At 49.5% G+C, this 22,485-nt stretch carries 20 protein-coding genes and 1 pseudogene; 5 read left to right on the top strand and 16 right to left on the bottom strand.

Annotated features, from left to right (window positions below):
* Positions 1 to 49 precede the first annotated feature (49 nt).
* From cdd to OKC43_RS00180, 3 genes are all read right to left on the bottom strand, one after another.
* Positions 50 to 934 (bottom strand): cytidine deaminase, encoded by an 885-nt coding sequence (gene cdd, locus OKC43_RS00190; protein ID WP_236272566.1) that lies wholly within the window; start codon positions 932 to 934, stop codon positions 50 to 52.
* Between the two features lie 197 nt (positions 935 to 1,131).
* Entirely contained in the window at positions 1,132 to 1,818 is a 687-nt protein-coding gene (locus tag OKC43_RS00185) for an LrgB family protein (protein WP_005333281.1), read from the bottom strand.
* Complete coding sequence (locus OKC43_RS00180; protein WP_144713015.1) at positions 1,815 to 2,171, bottom strand: CidA/LrgA family protein; 357 nt, start codon at positions 2,169 to 2,171, stop codon at positions 1,815 to 1,817. Before OKC43_RS00180 ends, OKC43_RS00185 begins: the two co-directional genes overlap by 4 nt.
* Positions 2,172 to 2,330: 159 nt before the next feature.
* On the opposite strand from OKC43_RS00180, the gene OKC43_RS00175 reads away from it, so the two are divergent.
* Positions 2,331 to 4,040: a glycoside hydrolase family 36 protein gene (locus tag OKC43_RS00175; protein ID WP_236272565.1), complete on the top strand. Its 1,710-nt coding sequence runs from the start codon at positions 2,331 to 2,333 to the stop codon at positions 4,038 to 4,040.
* 80 nt (positions 4,041 to 4,120) lie between these two features.
* Here the strand turns inward: OKC43_RS00175 and OKC43_RS00170 are convergent, their stop codons facing one another.
* Both OKC43_RS00170 and sbcB read right to left on the bottom strand, forming a co-directional pair.
* Entirely contained in the window at positions 4,121 to 4,621 is a 501-nt protein-coding gene (locus tag OKC43_RS00170; RefSeq protein WP_005360277.1) for a hypothetical protein, read from the bottom strand.
* 155 nt (positions 4,622 to 4,776) lie between these two features.
* Positions 4,777 to 6,192, bottom strand: a complete 1,416-nt coding sequence (gene sbcB, locus OKC43_RS00165) for an exodeoxyribonuclease I (protein ID WP_236272564.1) — start codon at positions 6,190 to 6,192, stop codon at positions 4,777 to 4,779.
* 188 nt (positions 6,193 to 6,380) lie between these two features.
* On the opposite strand from sbcB, the gene OKC43_RS00160 reads away from it, so the two are divergent.
* On the top strand, positions 6,381 to 7,574 hold the full coding sequence (locus tag OKC43_RS00160) for a tyrosine-type recombinase/integrase (protein WP_236272563.1): 1,194 nt from the start codon (positions 6,381 to 6,383) through the stop codon (positions 7,572 to 7,574).
* Between the two features lie 35 nt (positions 7,575 to 7,609).
* Here the strand turns inward: OKC43_RS00160 and OKC43_RS21725 are convergent, their stop codons facing one another.
* The 4 genes and pseudogenes from OKC43_RS21725 to OKC43_RS21715 all read right to left on the bottom strand — a co-directional run bounded on the left by OKC43_RS21725 (position 7,610) and on the right by OKC43_RS21715 (position 11,577).
* On the bottom strand, positions 7,610 to 7,789 hold the full coding sequence (locus tag OKC43_RS21725) for a helix-turn-helix transcriptional regulator (RefSeq protein WP_409010835.1): 180 nt from the start codon (positions 7,787 to 7,789) through the stop codon (positions 7,610 to 7,612).
* A gap of 309 nt (positions 7,790 to 8,098) precedes the next feature.
* A pseudogene (locus tag OKC43_RS00155) lies at positions 8,099 to 9,016 on the bottom strand (IS5 family transposase).
* Positions 9,017 to 10,738: 1,722 nt separating this feature from the next.
* Entirely contained in the window at positions 10,739 to 11,263 is a 525-nt protein-coding gene (locus tag OKC43_RS21720) for an IS5 family transposase (protein WP_409010834.1), read from the bottom strand.
* A 2-nt stretch (positions 11,264 to 11,265) separates the two neighbouring features.
* Entirely contained in the window at positions 11,266 to 11,577 is a 312-nt protein-coding gene (locus OKC43_RS21715; RefSeq protein WP_409010833.1) for a transposase, read from the bottom strand.
* Positions 11,578 to 12,481: 904 nt separating this feature from the next.
* On the opposite strand from OKC43_RS21715, the gene OKC43_RS00145 reads away from it, so the two are divergent.
* Positions 12,482 to 12,976, top strand: coding sequence for a hypothetical protein (locus OKC43_RS00145; protein ID WP_236272562.1), 495 nt, complete (start codon positions 12,482 to 12,484; stop codon positions 12,974 to 12,976).
* Positions 12,977 to 13,251: 275 nt separating this feature from the next.
* On the opposite strand, the gene OKC43_RS00140 is transcribed toward OKC43_RS00145, so the two are convergent.
* The 7 genes from OKC43_RS00140 to OKC43_RS00110 form a co-directional block, all read right to left on the bottom strand.
* Positions 13,252 to 14,115: a bacteriophage abortive infection AbiH family protein gene (locus OKC43_RS00140; RefSeq protein WP_236272561.1), complete on the bottom strand. Its 864-nt coding sequence runs from the start codon at positions 14,113 to 14,115 to the stop codon at positions 13,252 to 13,254.
* A 290-nt stretch (positions 14,116 to 14,405) separates the two neighbouring features.
* Positions 14,406 to 15,161: a DUF2971 domain-containing protein gene (locus OKC43_RS00135; protein ID WP_236272560.1), complete on the bottom strand. Its 756-nt coding sequence runs from the start codon at positions 15,159 to 15,161 to the stop codon at positions 14,406 to 14,408.
* 182 nt (positions 15,162 to 15,343) lie between these two features.
* A complete protein-coding gene (locus OKC43_RS00130) occupies positions 15,344 to 16,330 on the bottom strand; it encodes a hypothetical protein (RefSeq protein ID WP_236272559.1) in 987 nt (328 codons plus the stop codon).
* Between the two features lie 47 nt (positions 16,331 to 16,377).
* On the bottom strand, positions 16,378 to 16,890 hold the full coding sequence (locus OKC43_RS00125; protein WP_236272558.1) for a hypothetical protein: 513 nt from the start codon (positions 16,888 to 16,890) through the stop codon (positions 16,378 to 16,380).
* A gap of 458 nt (positions 16,891 to 17,348) precedes the next feature.
* The gene (locus OKC43_RS00120) at positions 17,349 to 17,648 is read right to left on the bottom strand and encodes a hypothetical protein (protein WP_139123893.1); all 300 of its coding nucleotides are present in this window, start codon (positions 17,646 to 17,648) and stop codon (positions 17,349 to 17,351) included.
* Positions 17,649 to 17,839: 191 nt separating this feature from the next.
* Positions 17,840 to 18,235, bottom strand: a complete 396-nt coding sequence (locus tag OKC43_RS00115) for a hypothetical protein (protein WP_236272557.1) — start codon at positions 18,233 to 18,235, stop codon at positions 17,840 to 17,842.
* A gap of 696 nt (positions 18,236 to 18,931) precedes the next feature.
* On the bottom strand, positions 18,932 to 19,807 hold the full coding sequence (locus tag OKC43_RS00110) for a hypothetical protein (protein WP_236272556.1): 876 nt from the start codon (positions 19,805 to 19,807) through the stop codon (positions 18,932 to 18,934).
* Between the two features lie 244 nt (positions 19,808 to 20,051).
* Here OKC43_RS00110 and OKC43_RS00105 point away from each other — a divergent pair, with 244 nt between their 5' ends.
* Together OKC43_RS00105 and OKC43_RS00100 are read left to right on the top strand one after the other, a co-directional pair.
* Positions 20,052 to 20,207, top strand: a complete 156-nt coding sequence (locus OKC43_RS00105; RefSeq protein ID WP_180349290.1) for a hypothetical protein — start codon at positions 20,052 to 20,054, stop codon at positions 20,205 to 20,207.
* A 685-nt stretch (positions 20,208 to 20,892) separates the two neighbouring features.
* Entirely contained in the window at positions 20,893 to 22,398 is a 1,506-nt protein-coding gene (locus OKC43_RS00100) for a catalase (RefSeq protein ID WP_218972434.1), read from the top strand.
* Positions 22,399 to 22,485 lie beyond the last annotated feature (87 nt).

Below are 22,485 nucleotides of genomic sequence, written 5' to 3'. Positions count from 1 at the left end.
CCCCGCACCAAGGTGCGGGGGCTTTTGTTTATCTAAGCAAAGTCGGGGGTCAGACCGCCTGATACTCCAGCTCGACCGAGCCCAGTGCCTTGAGGGTGGACTGGGCGGAGTCACGCTGGCTGATCTGGCCGTTTTTGTTCTCCAGCAGCACGGCGCGGCGGATGGTGGCGAGATCTTCGCCATTAAGCACTGCATGGGCGCAGGCCATCTGCATCGGCGGCAGGCTGGGGTTGAAGGCGGCGTTCTCGGCGTAGCGGCCAGAGAAGATGCGGCCATCGGCAAACTGCAGCGCCACCGCGGCATAGCCCTGGCTATAGGGGGCGTAGCTTTGACGGGCAGCTGTCAGCGCGGCTTGCCACAGCGGGTCTTCGCTTTGAAGCTCAAGCTCTGCGTGATCCTGCGGGCTCATCAGCGCATCTGTGATGTCGAGATCCGCCGGGCCAAACGAGTGGGGCAGGAAGGATTGCAGGGCGCTCAGGTCATCGGGCAGAGAGACTTTCAGGATCTTGGCGGTGCTCAGCTCGTTCATAAACTGACGGCAGTGGCCGCAAGGGGTGTAGTTGACGGTGATTTCAGATATCCCGGTCTCGCCACCCAGCCAGGCGTTGGAGATGGCGGACTGCTCGGCGTGGACCGAGTGGAACAGACCTTGTCCCGCAAACTCCATGTTGGCACCGAAGTACCAGGTGCCGCTCAGGCCGCAGGCGATGGCACCGACATAAAACTTGGAGATGGGTGCCACAGAACAGGCGGCGGCCAGCGGCAACAGGGCGAGGCGCAGGGCGCGATCATCGAGACCTGTGGCGGCTTTCAGGGTGGCGACTTGCTCCGGCGTGAAGCGGGCGTTGAAGTCGGCACTATCCAGCATGGGCTGCACGGCTGCTTTGAGCGGGGCAGAGAGGGTATCGAATGGCTTGGCAAAACGGGGATGCATAGTGTGTCCTCAAAGGCCAATTGGGCGGCCATTGTAGGGAGCAAGCTCGGGTAAATGTGTGAGCAGGCTCACGCCCTGACGGGCAAACGGAGGGGGATGGTAATGGAAACGTTTGTCTTGTGCAAATTGTGCGGCAGGTCGCACCCCGAGAGGCCAGCAGGTCCCCCGGAATGGTCAACAGGTGGTCAATGGGGTGATCAGATCAGCCAGTGATAGATGGCAAACAGCAGCGGGGCGACGGCCGCGGTGAGGATCCCGCACACCACCATGGCGAGCGATGCAAAGGCCCCCTGGGTGATCCCCTTCTCGGCGGAGGTGGCGGTGCCGATGGCGTGGGCACAGGCCCCCATGGCGAGCCCTTGGGCTTCCGGATCGGTCACTTTGAGCAGTTTGAGCAGCGGGTAGCCGATCAGGGCGCCAACAATCCCCACTACCACCACCACGGCCGCCGCGATGGCGGGAATGCCGCCAATGGACTGGCTGACGCTCATGGCGAGTGGGGTGGTGATGGATTTGGTGGCAAGGGAGGCGAGCAGCGCCGGATCTGTGCCCATAAAATGACCGATCAGCAGGGTTGTGCACACCGAGATCAAGACGGAGGCGAGGGTACAGATTAGGATGGGCTTGAGCTTGGCCTGGATCTGGCGCGCCTGCTGATAGAGCGGCAGCGCCAGCGCCACCACTGCGGGCTCCAGCAGCATGGTAATGGGGCTGCTGCCGCGCTCGTACTGCTCAAGGGGCAGATCAAACCAGAGCAGCAGGCCGATGATCACCGCGGTCGGCACCAGCACAGGGTTGATGATGGGCCAGGGCAGACGGCGATAGAGGGCGCGAGTGGCGAAATAGAGCGCGAGCGTTAAGGGAATGGCGAGCCAGAAGATCATTTGTTCATCCTCTGGTAGAGCCGACCGACGGTGGCGAGGATCAGTACGATCCCGAGCACGATGCAGAGCATGATGACGCCGAAGGATTGGCGCAGGGGCTCAAGCCAGGCCACCAGTCCGACCGCAACCGGCACGAACAGCACGCCCATGTGGCGCAGCAGCAAGCCTGCCCCCAGCTCGACCCAGTGCAGCTTGATCAGTTGCAGGGAGAGCAGCACGAACAGCAGCAGCATGCCGATGATGCTGCCGGGAAAGGCGAAAGGCAGGATGGCTGCCACGGATTTACCTGCCAGCAGGCAGGCGACGATGACCAAAAAGTCACGAAAGTACAGCAAGGCGCGTTGCGCGATCACGTGAACCTCATCGACTGGGAAGAAAATCGCAGTTTACCAGAGAGGCCGGGTCGCGGCATTAAAACAATAACAACTGAAATCAGTTCGTTTGAAGCTGATTTGATTGGCATTTTTTGAAAAGTGCCTGATAGAACCCTTTTCGAACTACAAGGAGTAGTGATGACATCCCTCTTGTCCCGAGTTCGCCAGCTGGCGAACGATACTGCGTTGCCACCCCATCTGCTGCAAACTCGTCAGTGGGAGGGGCCCCTGTGCCGGGTGCGACTCGACAACACCGGTTCTGATGCCACTCCGGTTGAGCGCTGGGTGCTGTTTGACGGCAAGCTTGGCCTGCCGGTGGAGAGCGCCATCTATGGCGAAGGATTCCAGATGCTGGCCCAGACCAAGGGTTGCTGGCAATCACCGCAATATGTCGGCCGTTGTCCCGATGCCAGCGTTTATCGCATCACCGATGACAATGGCTATCACACCATTCACAACCTGTTGCTGGTGGAGCATGGCAAGGGGTGGCTGCTGCTCGCCTTTGCCAGCTGCCACCGTTTTGGCGGGGAGTTTCGCCTCTATCCCGATGGTCGCTTGCAGATCCTGATGAATTGCGAAGGGCGGGAATTCGCGGCCGGTGAGCACTGGCAGAGCGAGGCGCTGATCTGCCTCGAAGGAGCGGAGCGCGAGGATCTGCTGGCCGAGCTGGCACGGCTGATCGAGGTCGAACATGGCTCGCTGATCAGCAAGGTGAGTGAGCGCCCGAGCGGCTGGTGCTCCTGGTATCACTACTACGCCGAGGTGAGCGCTGCCGATATTCGCGAGAACCTGCAGGTGCGTGCCGAGCGTTTCCCGGCCCTGCGTTATGTGCAGATCGACGACGGCTATCAGGCCAAGATGGGCGACTGGCTCACTCCGTCGGCCAAGTTCGAGCAGGGGGTGGCCTCGCTGGCCGCAGAGATCAAAGGGGCTGGCTGCGAGCCCGCCCTCTGGGTCGCTCCCTTTATTGCAGAGCCCACTTCGCAGCTGTTTCAGGATCACCCCGACTGGTTTGTGAAGGGGGATGACGGCCTGCCGTTGCCCTCCGAGCGGGTCACCTATGGCGGCTGGCGCTGCACCCCCTGGTATGTGCTGGACGGTACCCACCCCGAGGTGCAGGCGCACCTCGAGCGGGTGTTCCGTACTTTGCGTGAGCAGTGGGGCATCCACTACTTCAAGCTCGATGCCAACTTCTGGGGCGCTATCCACGGTGGCCGTTTCCATGATCCGGCCGCCACCCGGGTTGAAGCCTATCGGCGCGGCATGGCCGCCATCCTGCGTGGTGCAGGTGAAGGTGCTTTCCTGCTCGGTTGCAATGCCCCCATCTGGCCAAGCCTTGGGCTGGTGCACGGCATGCGGGTGAGCGATGACGTGGAGCGCAATGGTCACCGCTATCGCCAAATTGCCCGCGAGGCCTTCTGCCGTGCCTGGCAGAATGACAAGCTCTGGGCCCTCGACCCCGACTGCATCTGTCTGCGGGATCTGCCGAGCCAGCAGGCAAGCAAGGCGGATTACAGTTTCCATCTGGCAGCGCTGGTGGCAAGTGGCGGCATGATGCTGGCCGGTGATCGACTGCAAGATCTCGATGAGGAGCAGGCGGTGCAACTGCGCAAGCTGCTGGGTCTTTGTGCTGCTCGTGCACCCTCTGCCCGTTTCGAGTCGATGGATTTTGCCTGCGGCGAAGTGAGCCTGCCCGAGGGCGGTACTCTGCTCTGCTTGTTCAACTGGGAGGGGCAACCACAGGAGTTTCTGCTGCCGGAAGGGGGAACCGATTTTTGGCAGGAGCAGGCTGTCGGTACGGCTGTCACCCTGCAAGGGGGCGAGGGGCGGGTGATCCGCTACGCCTGATCACAACATCACCACATACAATTCAGGCTCCATTACACGGAGCCTGAATTGTTTCAACCAGCGGTTATCAGCCATGTTTTTCAGTAACGCCACTCAAAGCCGACGGCGTATTTGGCGGAGCCATAGCCCGGGATATCACTGCCGGAGGCGATCGCCTTGAGGGTCAGCAACGGGGTGATGGGCACCCCCAGACCAAAACCGATGGCCAGCTGATCATTGGGGTTCCCCATCAGATCGACCCGCATCACCCGATAGAGGGACATATCCTCGCTCAGGTGCATATAGGCTTGCGAAGCGCGGTTATAGACCTGACCAAACACCTCCAGCTGGAAACCTGACTGGGCGCTGATGGCCAGCGGTACCCCGACAAACTTGTAGAGATGGGAACCGTTGAAGTAGCTGTTGGTGATCAGGGGAGTGAAATCAGTCTGCTGATAAAGGGTGTTAAAGTTCTGTTCTACGATGCGATAGGTCTGCTCGGGCAGGCGAGCAAGATAGTCCGGCACATCGAACCGGTATGCGGCGTTGGCTGCCAGCGGCAGCAGGGCCAGTAATCCGAGCAGTGCGTGGTGACGAGGCATCAGCAAATGGCTTCCGTTCGGCCAAAGAGATCTCTTGCTTGGGAGACATCCGCTCAGGATGTTGCAAGATATTGGTTTTTGGGGAAATCCCCTTCGTCATTATGACCTGAAGAAGGGGATGGGCGGGAAGGATTTATTGTGAAACTACTCACAACTCATAAATCTTCCAGATAGTGGTAGAGACTCTTTAGAATCGCAAAGTTCCGTTCGTTACTCTGGTTCTGCTCGGCCAGTGCCTCGAGACGGGGCACGTAGTCCGGCAGACGGCGGCTGAAGTAGTCGCTGCAGTGCAGGCGCCAGCGTTTCTGCTCTGCTTCGCTCAAGGTGTGTGGCCAGTTGCGGGCGCGGTAGCGGAACAGCATCTCCGGCAGCCGGGAGTCGGTAAAGGCGAACTCCCGCTCACCCAGCAGATCCGCGGGGGTGGCACGCACCAGATCCATGGTGGACTTGTCGCCGTGACCGAAGAAACCGGCGTAGAGCTGGGTATCGGGATCGCCGTCACTGCTGCCGGCGAACTCCTGATTGAATACTTCCACCAGTTTTTCCCGCACCTCGGGGTGGGCGCGCAGCAGATCCAGGCTCTTGCGGCACTGCTCCCGATCGATGCCCAGCTGGTCGGCGCGCTCCGCCGTCAGAGTGGCGGCCGGTGCCAGCACCGGGCACTTGTTGATGTGCACCAGTTTCACCGGAATGCTTGCCAGATCCCCCAGCTCCTCTTTTTTGGTATAGAGGCGCTCGCGGATCTCCTCGCTGGAGAGTTCAATGAGCGGGGTGGGGTCACGGGTCAGATCCACCATGATCACCGCGTTCTGGTTGGTGGGGTGCCAGGCGAGTGGCGAGACCCAGCTTGCACAACCCTGCCAGGGGGAGAACATGCCGGAGACATGCACCAGCGGCTTCATGGTCACCACGTCAATCAGCGCCTTCACCTTGTTCTTGTTGCGAAGGTCAAAGAGATAACCAAACAGCTTGGGTTGGGCTTTTTTCACCAGCTTGGCCATCTCGATGGTAGCCAGCACGTCCGAGAGTGCGTCGTGGGCATTGGCGTGCGCCACGCCGTTGGCGACCGTCAGCTTCTCCAGCCGGAAACTCGGCTTGCCTTCATCGTCAAACGCCCACTCTATTCCCTCTGGCCGCAGGGCATAGCAGGCCCGCAGCATGTCGAGAATATCCCATCGGGAGTTGCCGTTTTGCCACGCGTAGGCATAGGGGTCATAGAAGTTGCGATAGAGGGTGTAGCGGGTCACCTCGTCATCGAAGCGGATGCTGTTGTAGCCAAGCACACAGGTATTCGGCGTGGCGAACTGCTCGTGGATCTGGCGAATGAAATCCGCCTCGCACAGCCCATCCTTCATCGCCTTTTGTGGCGTGATACCGGTAATGAGGCACGCCTCCGGATCTGGCAGATAGTCCGCCGGCGGCTTGCAGTAGATGACCAGCGGCTCGCCAATGATGTTGAAATCCGCATCGGTACGAATACCGGCAAACTGCGACGGCCTGTCCTTGGCGGGGCTGATGCCGAAGGTTTCGTAGTCGTGGAAATAGAAGGTAGGATTTGTCTGCTGGTTCATTTCGTGGTTCTGAATTGTGTCTATATGCTTGAAAAACAAGTCGTTATACGGAGTGTTATCTCAGATTGTCTCACTTTGTCCGACCTTGATTCAGTCCGTTTCAGACCAGTTTGGTACATATCTGTGTACACGTTAGGACGCGTTAATGTGTCAGTGAAAAATCAGATGACCAGTCACAGGAGAGTCATATGCCACTTACTGATACGAAGCTACGGGCCCTCTATGGTAAGCCCTACTTTGGCAAGACGGAATTGTCAGACCGTGATGGATTGTCAGCTCGGGTCACCGAGCGAGGCACCATCTCGTGGCAATATCGCTATCGCTGGCAAGGAAAAGCGGCGAGACTCAAAATTGGACGCTATCCCGACCTTAAACTCGCTGATGCCAGGGCGTTGATCCCTGCAATCCGTGGTGCACTTGAGCGTAATGAACATCCCAGAGTTTTCTGGGATAAGCTCCACCAGAAGCATGATGTCACACTGAAACAGTGCTGCGAGCATTTTCGTGAGCACCATCTGCCCAAGCTGCGGCCCCGTACGGTCATGCTCTATGAGCATACCATGCAGCGCTATTTCGAACCTCTGTTTATTGGTATTCCGGTTGAACAGATCCCGTTTTCGAGCTGGCTGGAGTGGTTTGATAAGATTGGCAAGAAAAAGCCGAAAAACGCTGGGCATTTATTGCGCAGGTTAAAATCCATTCTTAGTTTTTGTATTCGGCGTAATCTCATTGGTGGCTCCCCGGTGCTCCAATTACGCACCGAAGATGTGGGCTCTCAACCCGAGAGAGGTACTCGTGTGCTGACCATGCGAGAACTCGCTCAAATTTGGATTGCCTTTGAACAGAGCAGGGCCAGCCGCGGATTAAAATTGGCAGCCAAATTGGTGATCTTGCTTGGTTGTCGCAGCGGCGAGGCATTGGGTGCACAGTGGAGTGAGTTCAATATGGAGGAGCAAATTTGGACGGTTCCCGCTGCTCGCGCCAAATGTGGGGCGCCAATACGTCGGCCTATTCCCAGCAGGGTGATGATGCTGCTGCAAGAGGCGGCAGCGAGAGATCGGCTAAAGGGAGGGCCAGTATGTCGCTCGCCGGTGAATCCAAAGCAGTCATTGAGTAGCGCATCTCTCATCCAGTTAGCAGAGCGTGTGCGAGATAAACTGGATTTACCGTATTGGCGTATGCATGACATGCGTCGAACGTTGAGTACGCGTTTATCGGAGGAACGAGTTCTACCACAGGTAACCGAAAAAATTCTTGGCCACAGGATGCCGGGTGTCATGGCTATTTACAATCTCCATGATTGGATTGATGAGCAACGTGAGGCATATGAGTTATGGGATACAAAATTAATGGAAGCAATAAAATCCTTGCAGGATATTTAAATATAAGTGAACCATAGGATGGTGTGACTCATCATCTAAGATGAGTGATTTCCCCTTGATATCCAGCTATTTATCGCTGCGACAGAATAAAAGCCCTTATTGATAGGTGGTGGGAATTTGTCTTCTTTAATCCATCTGTAGAGCGTCGATCTGGATATGCCAAGTTTTTTTAATAGTGTTTTTGTCCTTATTAGTGCTGGTTCATTGTTGTTCATATGGCCTCCTATTTTTTTAGGAGGTTAAACATGATTGGTATATGTGTCAATTTACCATATTTTTAGACGGTTTGCTTTTATGATATAGAAAAACAAGTCGTCATTTTCATACTGCGAAAATCAATTCAATAATTGTTTTTGTGTATTATAAAAGCAATGAAAATGGCTATGAAACAATATGGCTTATGGTCATGATATGTAAATTTCAATAACAATTTTGGCTCGTTTTAGTTCTTGCTTGTTGGGTATGGAATGGCGTTGTTGTCCAAATCAGCTAACTAGTCATGACCCCCCCGGCCCAGGTGACCGCTACACTCGGGGCTGTCTGACGGGCAGGCCAAGGCTGTTAAGTTTGTTTGTCGCGTTCACATACGCCATCACTTCCCCTACCTGACCATTGTATTTTCGCAGACTGATTTTCCACACCAGCAAGTGCTTGAACCGATACATCGCCGCCTCTGCCTACGAGCGACGGTAATATCTAGATATCTTCTTCCAGTTCGCCAGCCCTTCCTTGTGCATAACCAGCACAGCCTCATTTCTTGGATGTCCCTTTTCCCATAACCCCGCGCTTTTGCGAGGCGGGATACAGGCTGTCGCCCTTTTGCGCGAGATAAGCTGAGGGCAGTCTTTGCTGTCATAGGCACCATCCGCATAAACACGTCCCAGCTTACGCCGAAGTGGGTTGAGCAAGGTCGGCAACACCTCGGCATCATGGATATTTTCCAGCGAGACTTCTGCCGCCACGATATCGTGGGTCACCGGGTCTACCGCCAGATGCAACTTGCGCCAGACTCGCCGCTTCTCGGTGCCGTGTTGTCTGACCTTCCACTCGCCTTCACCAAACACTTTCAGCCCGGTCGAGTCGATAACCAGGTCGGTGATACCCCCCTTGGCGGGTTGTCGATAGGCCACTTTCACCGTGCGAGCGCGCTTGCTGACACAGCTGTAGTCCGGTGCGCACAGCGGTAGGTTCATCAACTCGAACAGGGAGTCGAGTAGTCCCTGTGTTGCTCGCAGAGTGAGACTGAAAATCCCCTTGAGCATCAGGAGGGTACAAATGGTCTGGTCAGTGTAGAGTTGGCCGCGGCCCCGCCGCCCATGATGGTCGTGGATAAACCAGTTGCTCATGGCCTCGGTATCAACCCAGAAGGTGAGGGAACCACGGTTAATCAAAGACTTGTTGTATTGAGGCCTGTTGGTGATGGGGAGAAGCGACGTCCCCATGATGCAGACTTGAAGAGGATGGTGGTGATCAGATCACCGAGTCCTCAGTCAGTCCCCTTCAAACTGCATCGATTTGGGAAACAACGCCGATCATGTCACCTAGTTCTGAGTTAGTTCCATTCAAGCTGTATCTATTTGGGCAATAATGCCGGTTTACACAATTTCAACTAGCATTCTTCACTCAAAATTCCCGATGTACCACATCGGGGACTCTGTATTTCAACATATAATACGGTCGCTCCATGTTGTAGATACTCACCGCCTCGCGTACCATCTCCCGCGTGATTAATAACATCCAGAGTCGCCAAGTTGAATAGGTCTGTATATTCTAATTACCAGGGTGAGATATTGGTGAAATCTTTGTTTTTATTATGCTTTAGATACAGGACTATTCAATCCCCACTCTGGGTGACAAGACGTATCGTATTGAAATTTTCATCCCAGCGGATAAAATCCATAGCCATGCCACTTAATCTTAATCATATAATGAAATATATCATCACAGTGTGGCACCAAGTGAGATAGTATAAGTAATAACTCAGCAATTCATATTGTTTAAGATAGTTTTCTATATGGTTCGTATTTCATATTGAAATACAGGGGATGTAAATGAAGGTCAGAATGAAAAGGTATAATTCATGAGTATCTACAAGATAGCGTCAAAGGCATGTATTAAATGCATAATAAGTCACCCTCTAACTGGGATTCGATTGGGTTTAAAAAGATGGCTTGGTTATAATTAATGGTGTCCCATTGTACTATCTTTGAACAAGATACTGAGATGATTATGGAAGGGTTGGTTATTGCATATCCAGTCGTTTTATCTTCATAATTTGATGGTTTTTCTGAGTTGTCTGTATGGTGAACAGGCTCAGCAAGTCGTTGGGTAGAAGTGTCTGCCACCATATGGCAGCGCCAAATGTTCATTGCCATATAGTGGCACAGATTTTTGACATTGAGATAGTAGTTTCATTAGCTTAAAGCTTTGTTTTTTAAAGAGCCATTTTTAAATGATTAGGATTTGTGTACATGATAAAACCACAACGATTTGCATGCGAAAATCTGGGAAATTTTTCGATAAAAATTGCCATAATACGGCAATAGACCCTTTATATGCCATCAAGCAAAGCTTGGAGTTAACCTGCATGAAGAATGGTGTTTTAATGGTGATGGGTTGGTCTGTTGATGTCCCTTGCGGCATAACAGCTTGTTGAACTAAATAGTTCAACTGGATGGTAGAACACTGTACTCGTACCGCTTCTACAGGTGATATGAAGCACACATTTTCGCTGAACCTTGTCATTTCAGGGGTTGCCGTCAGATTGCACAAATTCCTTACGCTAAAGGCTTACGGCAAGATGTAGTACTATTAAGAGCAGTTGTTTATGGCGTGAAATTAAATTTTGTTATGTAGGTAAGGTCAATGTTTTCTTGGGGGTGATAATTGCTTAACGCTCAAGTTTTTTTAAGTTTTAGAGGAAGCCATGCAGTAGTGTTGAGGGAAGGCTACTGTTTATTAAGGTTTGAATGGTTTAACAATTGAGAACAGTTTATTTTAAAGGTAAGTGGCCGCATTCTTTTTTATTGAGCGCATCATATTTTCCTCCAATGAGACCGAGCGCCATCGATACGTTGTTGATAGTGCTCGACGGCGTTGTTTCCCAAATCAATCATCAAGCAGCAACAACCCCAGCCTTTGGTAACTGCTACATTCGGGGCTGTCTAACAGGCAAAACCCTGAGTGTTCAGTTTGTTTATGGCGCTTACACACGCCATTACTTTTCCCACTTGGCCGTCGTAGTTACGCAGACTGATTTTCCCCGCCAGCAACTGTTTGAACCGATACATCGCCGTCTCTGCCAGCGAGCAACGGTGATACCTCGATATCTTCTTCCAGTGCGCCAGCCCTTCTTTGCGCATCACCAGCACAGTCTCATTTCTTGGGGTCCCCTTTTTCCAGAATCCCGCGTTCTTTCGAGGCGGGATACAGGCTGTCGCCCCTTTGCGCGAGATAAGCTGATGGCTGGCTTTGCTGTTATAGGCACCATCCGCATAAACACGGCCCAACTTGCGCCGCAGTGGATTGAGTAAGGTTGGCAGCACCTCGGTATCATGGACATTCCCCAATAACACTTCTGCTGCCACGATGTCGTTGGTTGCAGGGTCCACCGCTAGATGCAGCTTGCGCCACACTCGCAGCTTCTCAGCACCATGCTTTCTGACCTTCCACTCGCCTTCACCAAACACCTTCAGCCCGGTTGAGTCGATACCTGATCGGTAACCTTTGCTTTAAATGGCTGCCGATACGCCACCGTCACCGTGCTTATCCGCTTGCTGGCACCCCTATAGTCCGACAGACACAGCGGCACATTCATCAACGCGAATAAGGAGTAGAGTATTTCCTGAGTGGCCAGCAGAGTGAGGTTGAAATTCCTCTTGAGCATCAAAGGTGCAGATGCTCTGGTCGCTGTATAGCTGGTTGCGGCCCCGTAGCCCGTGATGGTCTTGGTGAAATCAGTTGTGCATGACCTCGGTATCAATCCTGAAGGTGAGTGAACCACGATTAATCAAAAACTTGTTGAATTGAGGCCAGTTGGTGATGGGATGAAGCGACGTGCCCATGATGCAGACTTGAAGGGGATGGTGGTGATCAGATCACCGAGTCCTCAGTAAGATCCCTTCAAACTGCATCGATTTGGGAAATAACGCGGTGCTCGACACATGTATGCAATTTATTGAGGTCTAGCTTCTTTACTGACTATGGCGAAAGCAACAATAAAAACTCAGTGCATGGCAATTTTGTCTGTTTCAAGCACTTGGCCTGCTCTAGCAAATTTTAAAGCAGTGAACATATCGCTGACCAATGTGAGATTTCGCGTCGCTCAGTGATCAGTCATATCGATGCGCTCTGTGCGGCGGGCCTTTTGGTTAAGGAGGCCCGAAGAGGCCCCAATGGGAAGAGGTCAAATGTCTACATGCTGACACTTGATGGTGAATCTCCTGCTCATCCAGATGTGCAAGAGATGCACATAGCATGTGCAGGAGTTGCACAGACTCATAGTGCAGGAGCTGCACATAGAATCAGTCACTCTTTAGATCCAGTCATTGATCCAAAGATCCCCCCTATATCCCCCCAGGGGGAGCGCGCTGCCGAGCGCTCATCTCCACGACGAGGAACTCGTTTGCCGAATGACTGGTTCCTACCTGCAGAGTGGGGGAGGTGGGCCAGTCAAGAAACTGGATGGCCACGAGAGCGGATCCTCCTTGAGGCCGTTACATTCGCCGATTACTGGCAGTCACTGCCCGGGGCCAAAGCAACCAAGCTGGATTGGGAGAAAACATGGCGAAACTGGGTGCGTCGTGCTGCCAGCCCGTTTAGGACGGCAGCACAGCGAAAGCCACTGGCAAACCTGCAGGCGGCCCAGAACGCAGCACAGGCTCTCAGAGAGTCGGGGAGGGGGGTCTATGACGACAACACACCCCTCTAACGTGACAGCCCTGCCTGGGATGCAGGAACGGCCATTGGTGAGCGACCGTATGGCGGCGTTTATGGCTGAGGAGCTGTTGCCGATGATGGCTGGTAGCTGGCCGGCAAGCGCAAACTACCTGGACGCCAATGCCCGCGGTGTAGTGTTGGCCTGGGGCTGCGTATTGCGTGGGTTTACACCAGCTCAGATCAGGGAGGTGGTGCTTGATATGGCTGCTGACATCGAGCGCCAGTTCGCGCCGCGCCCGGCAGAAGTGAGGACAGATATATTGCGCAGATTACCTCCTGAGCCACGCCAGCTCCTGCTCTCCATTGGGGCATGCGAGATGGAGGCGACCGTGATCGTGCTAAAACGTGACGGTGAAGTTACTCGCGAAGCTGTGAAGATTGAGATGGAGCGGATTATCACCGACCGTCGAGAGCGTGGATACACCATCACAGGGGGGATTCAGGGATGTTCAACCAAGATGTGATTGCCGCGGTCAAGGCTGCGAAATTCTGCAGGGTAGTTGTCTACCCAGCCGTTCGGGGCTGGAGTGGGGAGAGGGTACAGCTGGAGGTGGCAGATGAGCTTTCGGCATTGGGGCACACCGATTGCCTGCGTGGGGCAGGGCACTGGTTGGTTGTCGACATGGCACCTGAGCGAGTGGTGGAGGAGGTAAAACGGATGAGATGTGCGCAAGTGAAGTTGTTGAGAGGTAGAAGGACATCGGCCTGAGGTGCCAGGTGATAACTAGATCTGTACACACTATAAGTCATTGTATGAAAGTGTATTGATTTTATCTTGGCTGATACCACAATTTATCAAAGCTTGCAAATAATAGGTCTTGTCGCTTTCTGTATAACAAGCGACGTTCCATTTTGCGCCAGTAGCTTTTTCAGAAATCCGACAAAAATACGGTAAGTCTATTTTATTTAATGAGTGGCCAATAATGACAATCTCTGTTACATCGCCGAGTTGTTCAAAATAATTAGTCATGTTTTTTATAATTTCATCGACTGGTTTTTTAAACGCGTATAGAGGATATTTTGCTGCGCTTTCAGCATCGGAGAACATGGTGCGGTTGCTGTCTCCATTTTCATCTATTTCGGGATTGCTTGTTATTTCTTCTCCATGTCCGAAAATTAATTCATCATACTTCTTTGCACAGCCGTGAATGTGCAATATGTCTTTATCTTCAATATCATAGACAGCTTGGAGTGTTGATGTGTAATTGAAATTTATAAAGATGGCATTATCATTGAATTTCATTTTTATTGTTGCTTGTGTTTCATCAATTTGATCTATCCACTCAATAAATGCATCTTTTATTGTAGTAACATGTCTTTCCGATGCTTCCACAAGCTCATCCTCTAACGCGAATGCGAAGCTTGACCTAAAGTCCTCAGCTGTTACATCAATTTCATTATGGTAATCAAAAAATCCATCTGCATTGAATGTACCTAATGCGTTCTCAAAGTCATACCAAGGGATATCTCTACTAGGATTAAATATGTAATGCTCTTCAACCTCATCAAGAATGTCTTGTGCGAAATCATAAAATTGGCGATAACTTGTTGGTAAACCATGCCAGAGGTCAAATCCATTGCCGATTATATAAAGTGTTTTCATACAATTGACTCTTTCCACATATGTCAATGTTTTAACATAATTGCTTTTAACTGTTGAGTTGGTGAGGTACCAATAATGGCGGGATCACTATATTATTTTAGCGGCGGTAGTTCGCGTCGAGGCCAGAAGAGGCTGGGAGGCAGCAAGGAAGTTTACCTGAGGGCTTGCTGAGCCCGTATTAACCGAAGACTGGGCTACAGGGGTTGTAAGCGTTCTTCAGGAGACAATCATAAGAGACGCCGGTTTAAGGCCAGCGTCAGCTGTTAACAGGATAAGTAAAATCAATACGTTTAGAGTTTTAAATCAGGTAAAGATATCTTATAAAGGTTGGATTGAATAATAGGTAAATTCACATTTAAAGCTTTGATTTCACTTGTTATTATTTTGAGTTGAGCATTGTTGGCTCTGGGGTCAATACAAATCTCATCAAGGACATTTCTCGGATCTAAATGCACACGGTAGCAACCAGCGTCACCTTTTTTTTGGTCAACGTCGTTGATTAGAATTCGTATCTCTTGTTCGTGTGAAAATGCCTCTCTTTTTATGCATAGAAGAGAGGCGAATTTATTATTTTGCCCTCCAAAAATGACGCTTGAAAAAGGCGTCTCATGTATTATGTTAATAATCTCATCTTGGGTTTTATAATCAACTTTACCTATGAAATATTTTAGTGATGCAAATGTGTCCTTTTCATCATAGATAGAAGTGAATAGTTTTCGAACTGTAGTTTTGACTCTGATACCATCTTTGTTATGACTATATATCCGCCACATTGCATCTGTATCTTCATTGGTTGTCCAGCACTGGCCATACCAATCATTCGCCAGAGCATCTAAGCTAGCTATTTCACCGCCACCTATATCAATTTTACTTTTTAGGAAAAAGTTCTCAAAAGGATCATCCCATTTTCCTGGGTTAACTAACACAAGCTCATTGCTTCTAAGCCATTCTTTAATTCGTGAAAGGCTAAAGATTCGATATATTGGAGTATCTATGTTTTTAATGCTAATTATGTTATCTGTGATGGCTCTTTCTTTAAATTGCATATTGCTTTCTCTACAAGAAATTGATTTGTATTGTATGGATTAATGTGATGCAATGACTATTTTAATGAGTTTATAAATGGCAGTTATTTATCTAGATCTCTGGGGAAATTGTCTTACATGTCAGTAAGAGTAAATGAAAACTGAATTGCCCGTTTTTTCTATACAATTTGCCGTTGAACAGCCTATTGGGATATGCTCTTAAAATTTTTATCCAACTTATGAGATAAAGACATAATCAATGCTCGCCTAGGTTTTAGATCTCCAGATTTTTTATCTCTGCTATAAATTACTGTAATGTTAGCTTTGTAGTTACGGTCTAATGCAATTTGTTCTAGATTTTCATCGTTGTTGAAGCTAATTGGAATCCTCTTATTCTCCGATATCGATGGGATATGTGCTGCCCAGCCAGTCTTATGTCGTTCAAGATCCATGCTAGTTATAAAAACTTCAACATCATTTTGGGGAATAGAAACATCGCCATCATCAAAGTCATAACTAGGTAGAGCAGCAACAAGATCTTTATCAAAAGTAATTATTGGTACATCAGAATCGCTTGCTCCTGAGAAAAATTTAATTTCTGAACCGGATTCTAATTTTGCAGGGAAAATTATTTTCCTAGCTTCTTTTGCCACTTTTGCTTGACCATGAACATCAATTGCATGTGAAATTGCTGCTTGGATAGCATCAGGTGTAGTGCCATATGCCTCTGCACCTATATTAATAAAAATGTTGTTGTTAGTTTGAATCGTTGAAGCGCTTTCATCACGTCCACCAAGTAGCTTTTGCATGTAGTCAAAGGCCATCGATGCTCCTGACACAGCTAAGATTGCGACTAAAACAATCAATCCATTCCGTATGTTTTTATCAGTGATTCCAGCATTCATAAGTTTCTCATGAGCCCAATCATTTACACCTGTTAAGTGATAATCTAATGACTGTTGGCTACCAAATGCCAGCCCAATCAGTAGCACTTCCCATAGGCTGCCTTTTTTAACCTCATCAACATACACCTTTATGTCGTTTATGAGCAGGCTCTTATCGAGGTGCTCCAAGACTGATGGGAGCATCTTAATTAGCTCTGAGTATCCTTGGAGTGATGTAATTACATCATCTAAGGGAATTGGGTTTTTATTGCTATAGTAAATTCTTTCCTGTGATTCAATATACATTTAACCCCTTTGACTTTATCAATTTATCAACAAAAATATTTTGTTATTCACTCGATGTCAGAATCTTTGTGAATGGTCGGAATTTTTGCTCTGAGGTCTCTGGTAAGATTAAGCGTGTTTTGACAAGGGTCAGTAAGAAAGTCACATTCACCAAGATATTGAGCATCTCTTAATTCTTCTGAGTACTGATTTAGAGATTCTATTAAAGATGGGGATACAATACCTTGCAGTTTTGTAACTAGATTCAATATTTCTATTTGCATGTCATTTAATGTCATTCCATTTGCAGATTTTGATGCTGCTTCAGATATAAAATCATTGTGTTCTTTTATATCAATCATTTGTTGGCGCATGTCGTCATCGTTTGAAGATGAGCTGAAAGATGAAATGTATTTGTTCCGCCATGAAATTTCAATTAAGTGCCTGCTCAATATTTCCTCTACACTTAAATAATATGGCGCGTAGTGTGCCTTTAGATTTGTTTCTCTTTCCCGGAGCATTGCTTTTATTTTGTTGGCGACAATGTTAGTTGTTGAAATTATAACATTTACAATTGCCATTTTTTCCTAATCTTTATGTTGGTGATTTTTGGGATATATAAGGTTGATTGTTTTAGATTTTAAAATTACGCTGTAAACAGCAATGATACAAAGCCATTATTCATTAATTTAAAGTGATGATTTTTATTGTGTTGTATTTTTATAAGAAATTTTTGTAAATTTATATGTGGGGGTGGTTTTATTCGTATTGTATTGTGTAATCCCTCCAGTCAAGTCCATCACCAATAGCGTCAAAGGTGTTCTTTAGTGCTAGAGCATGGGTTTCGCCTCTGCCATGAATGCCGCAGTTCTGGCACTCGCTGAGGACATTTTGTACTAAAACTGTAAAGACTCGTAACGCAGCTATTTATCTGTTATACCTCGCGATGTAGTCTCCATTAAGCTTTTTTGTCAGAGATGAACTTACAAATTATTAGTGAATTCATTTGCATGTAACTGCGCTATAAATTTATTGTAGTTCACTTTTTAATGTATTTATAAAGTTGATAACCACCAAAACCGGTGACTGCTATAATTGCTGCTGGCCAAGCCGCTGCACTAGCTATCGCAGTTACTCCAGCTGCCATACCGCCCCCGCCGGCGGCTATAGCTCCACCACCTAACGTTGCCAGAGCTGATGAAATCGCTGCAGCCCCACTCAAACCTGCAGCGTTAGCTGTGGCAACAGCACTGCTGAAAACTAATCCTGCATTTGCAATACCTGCTGCAGCGCCAACAGTCACTGCACCTGTCGCTGCTTTTTTATCATCAGAGTCCATATTTGCATCCTGCCTATTAAAACTATGAAGAGAGCTAAAACTTCTAAGAGATATGCGAAACATTCGAACAACACAAAATACTAATTTCTTATATTAAACTTTTAAAGTTATGATGTTTTATCATGCGCATCTTCCTTAATTAAGGATTGCGAGTATATGTGCGAATAATAGTATTGATATCCATATGCTGGTCATTCGTACCGAATCGTGTTATCTCTCCAGTCAAGCCCATCTCCGATAGCGTCGAAGGTGTTCTTTAGTGCCAAAGCATGAGTTTCGCCTAGGCCGTGGATTCCACAGTCCTGGCACTCACAGAGGTAGAACGTGTCATTAATCTTGTAGGTGTTCAGCTCAGGCAGTCCACACTGAGGACATTCTTCAGTTAGAAGAAAAGATTTGGCCTTAGTATCTAACCAAGCCTTCATGATGACGGTGTTGATTTCTGAGCGAGCCTTGTTGGTTGTCGCTCTCAGCCGATCCCCTTGAATACGCACTTCCTGAGCCAGTCGGGGGTTGAACTCTCCGTTTACCCAGTTAGCCGGGTTCTCTTCCGGAAAATCCTCAAAATACTCTGACCATTCACCCATTGGGTTCTCCTTGTCGGTTGTTTGCATCGAGTCCATCTGATGCTGTTGTTGTGGGGGAGGGCTCCCTGAGCGTTGCATTCGCTACCGCCCCTAGGTTACAGCCCCCAGATTGCTGCTTTTGACCAGTTGTCTGACGGTATTGAAGCTCACCATCTTAAGGCCCTGTGTGAGACATGGGCACCAGTCGAATAGCCTACCAATCGAATCTCGTAAAGTTGAGCGATTTGTCACTTAACTCTGTGATATCAGACATGTTTTTGATGCAAATCAGGAATTAATCAACAGTGGGCTATTTATTAATTATCGATGTGGTAGAACCAGAGGTATCCATAAGAGAACTAGATAGGGTAGGTTGTGAAACGCATACTGTTACTGGCTCTGTTGAGCATCGGATGTGCCGCCAGCGCTAAGGAGCAAGTGCCTGGCGTGAGGCTTGTTGATGAGCAGGTGAAGCAGCAGATTATCCAAGAGTCCATCGAGAGTTACCCCGGGAACTGTCCGTGCCCATACAACTTGGCCAGGAATGGCAGCCGTTGTGGCAAACGCAGTGCCTAGAGCAGGGCCGGTGGCTATGCGCCGATCTGCTACAAGGAAGAGATAACGGACGAGATGGTTAGCGAATGGCGGGGTAGGCAAGAGGGATAACGATGCCTACATATGGGGAAATCGCCGGCGTGGTGCCGGCGTGTAGTTTCGTCAAACGTCCTCGACATATGGATCTTTGTACTTCTTCACAAAAATGTAGTTCTTAGTGCCACACCAGATTACGGGCTTGCCATCTCCACCATTACTGTACAAGCATCGCCCTGCGACCAGCACATAAGCACCGAGCAAATCGTCCAGTTCTTCCACCTCGAAAAACTGCATGAAGTCATCCGCAATATCTTCAAATATTGCTACGCTGGCAGAGTTATAACTCATGCTAGAGTTGAGCCATATTTTCCCATCTTTTGTCTTTTTGGCCGATACAACAGGACCCCAATAAAAATTGATCTGGTCATTGTGCTTCTCTTTAGCTATGTCCGCAAAGCTCACCACAATGTCTTTCACTTGGCCGTCCAGCATCACTTCTTCGTTAGTTCTGTAGAAGATGATACGGCTCGCTGAGTGCCTGAATGCTTCGCTCTTAACTAGACGATGCAAAATTCGACGAAGTGTAAACTGCTGAGATGAAACCCTACTATTGCCATCTATGACAAATCTTCGACCGCCCTCTCCTTGGCCTGGGATTGGAGGATTCTGGGGTTGAACAACATCAATTGCACCGCCTTTTTCCTGATCCAGTCTTACGACGATCGTGTCATTGTTTTCTACATTATCAACAGCTTCTGTTGCATCATCTCTGTTTTCTGTCGATGAGACATATTCGACTTTCAGATCGCAACCCTCAGCATGATGAGCGCAAAAATGTGGGGGATGGCCGTGTATACTTCGCTTCCTGTACCAAGCAAACTCACCACATTCAGAGCAAACTAAGCTGGTTCTTTTTGTCTCTAGCTCTCCACTAGGAAGTTGCTCAAATAATGTAGCTTCCCAGTTCTTATTATCTAGGGTGCATTTTGCATATTGCATGGCTGGCTCCTAAACACACTTGACATTATTGATGAATTTATCCGATATGTGTTTATTAATGGAGTCGATTGCGTTCCATTTTGGGTTGTGATCACAGATTTAGTAGTCATTAGGCGTAGTAAGCTCTGCGTCCTAGTTGGTTGATAATCTCCAGAATATCAACCTCAAGCTAAACGATCGCTTGTATAAGAGAGGGACATACAGGTAGCTGGAGCGAGTTCGCTTCTTACTGGGGAGGACAAGGATGTCAACAGAAGAACTCTTTGAAGAGGTCGCAGCCTGGGCTCTGCAGCAAGACCGGTTCATCACCAGCCTGCAGTTGTGTGACCAGTTCAATGTATCTATGCCAGTTTCAGGACGGCTCCTCCGCAAGTTAATTACCCACCCGCGGATTACCTGAGAGTTCAAGCGGGAGAAGTGCATTATCAGTGATGGGCAAGCAAAGGTCATGGTGATGGTTCGGGTGATAAAAATCACCAGGGCGCCCATGGGGCCACCCAAGCCTGCCAAGCTCCCCAAGCCACCCAAACCCAAAGTCGTAGTGATTCCTCAGCCTAAAGATGAAGTTGTGGTCAACAAGCTGAGGAAGCTGCTAGCAAACACGCCGCGGTGAGGGGCTATTTCCCATTACTCCGAGGTCGGTGCGGACCGATATATTTTGCTTCTGTGATAAGCGAGATACTCGAGTTGTTTAACGTTGAGTATTCCAACATCGAGGGGGAGCTGATTCCCCATTGCCTCAATACTTAATTTTTTGTCTACGCACTGCAAATAGCCGGGGTCGCTCACGGTTACCCACTCACCACCAAACAGTTTGCCGATGTGAGGGCAGGGCTATAGGCCGTTATTGCCATCAAGTCGCTCGGCATTGTCGCTTTCACACCAAGGTTAGATATGGCCATCAATCAGCAAAGCCTTGTTGGTGACCTATTTCTTTCTCACTCATTTCAGCCACAGTCAAACCTAATCGTAAAAACAGAACGATTTAATCGTATTTAATCGTTTTTTTAGAATGCATGGCTGGCATAGTATTGAGCACGCAGGCAGGGATAATTCTAGAAAAAATAAGGGAAGAAATGAAAATAATGACAAAATTGACAATTGCTCTCATGTCTGGCCTTGCATTGCACGTTCAAGCTGATGTCCTCACCCGCGATAACGGTGCGCCCGTAGGTGATAATCAGCACTCCACTACGGCCGGTGAGAATGGTTCTGTCTTGCTGCAAGATGTGCATCTCATCCAAAAATTGCAGCGCTTTGCCAGGGAGCGGATCCCCGAGCGGGTTGTTCATGCCCGAGGAACTGGCGCCCATGGCGAGTTTGAAGTGACCCATGCTATTCCAGAGCTCACTTCTGCAAGCCTATTCTCAGCCGTGAACAAGAAAACCCCTGTTTTCGTTCGCTTCTCCACAGTTATTCATGGCCAACATAGTCCAGAGACCCTCCGGGATCCACGGGGCTTTGCTACCAAGTTTTATACCGACCAGGGCAACTGGGATTTGGTAGGCAATAACCTACCGGTATTCTTCATCCGTGACGCCATCAAGTTTCCCGATATGGTCCACTCTCTCAAGCCTTCACCGGTCGACAATATTCAAGACCCGAACCGAGTGTTTGACTTCATGAGTCAGGATCCGGCCTCTACTCATATGCTGACCCAGGTTTACTCCGATCTCGGTACCCCAGCCAGCTATCGCAAAATGGATGGCTTCGGCGTGCATGCCTACAAGTTCGTCAACGCCAAGGGCGATGTGCATTACGTCAAATTTAACTGGCGCAGCCGGCAGGGGGTGAGCAGTCTGGATCTAGATCAGGTCGCTAAGTTACAAGGTCAGGATTTCAACCATCTGACCCGGGATCTGTACAGTGCCATCAAGGCCGGCGACTACCCGAAATGGGATCTGGCTATTCAGGTGTTAAAGCCCTCTCAGCTGAACGACTTTAGCTACAACCCGCTGGACGCTACTAAGGTGTGGGAGGGGGTACCTGAGCAGAAGATAGGAACCATGACCCTCAATCGAATTCCTGACAACTTTTTCCAGGAAACCGAACAGTCTGCCTTTGCTCCGGCCAACCTGATATCTGGTATCGAACCTTCCGAAGACCGTCTGCTTCAGGGGCGTCTGTTCGCCTACAGTGACACCCAGTTCTACCGTCTCGGAGCAAACCATCAACAGTTGCCTATCAACCGTCCATTGGTGCCGGTTGTGAGTAACAACCAGGATGGTGCCATGAACATTGGCAATACAATCAGCAACGTGAACTATGAACCGAGCAGCCAGGCACCTAAGACCATGGTGGCAGAGGCGCGTGCAGTAACGACAGCGCTAGAGGGTACAGTTCAGCAAAAGCAGATCGAGAAAACCGATAACTTCAGCCAAGCCGGCAATTTCTATCGCTCTCTCGATGCTAAAGGAAAGACTAATCTCGTGCGCAACTTGGCTGCCGATCTCGGTGCTGTGCGTGACAGTGGAGTGAAGCACAAGATGCTGGCCCACTTTTACAAAGCAGACAGTGAATATGGTATGGCCCTAACTCGTGCCGTTAAGGGGGATGAGCAGCAGGTCAAACAACTCGCGAGCAAACTCTAATTTTGCCCCCACCAGGCAGGCGGTGGGGGTAACTCGGTAAGTCCTGCAGGGCCCACTTGTTCCTGCCTGCAATCATGAACCGGGCCT

This window comes from Aeromonas sp. Y289-2, from assembly GCF_027705925.1.
In the GTDB taxonomy this organism is placed as follows: Bacteria; Pseudomonadota; Gammaproteobacteria; order Enterobacterales; family Aeromonadaceae; genus Aeromonas; species Aeromonas veronii.
This window is presented reverse-complemented; position numbering and strand designations above follow the sequence as displayed.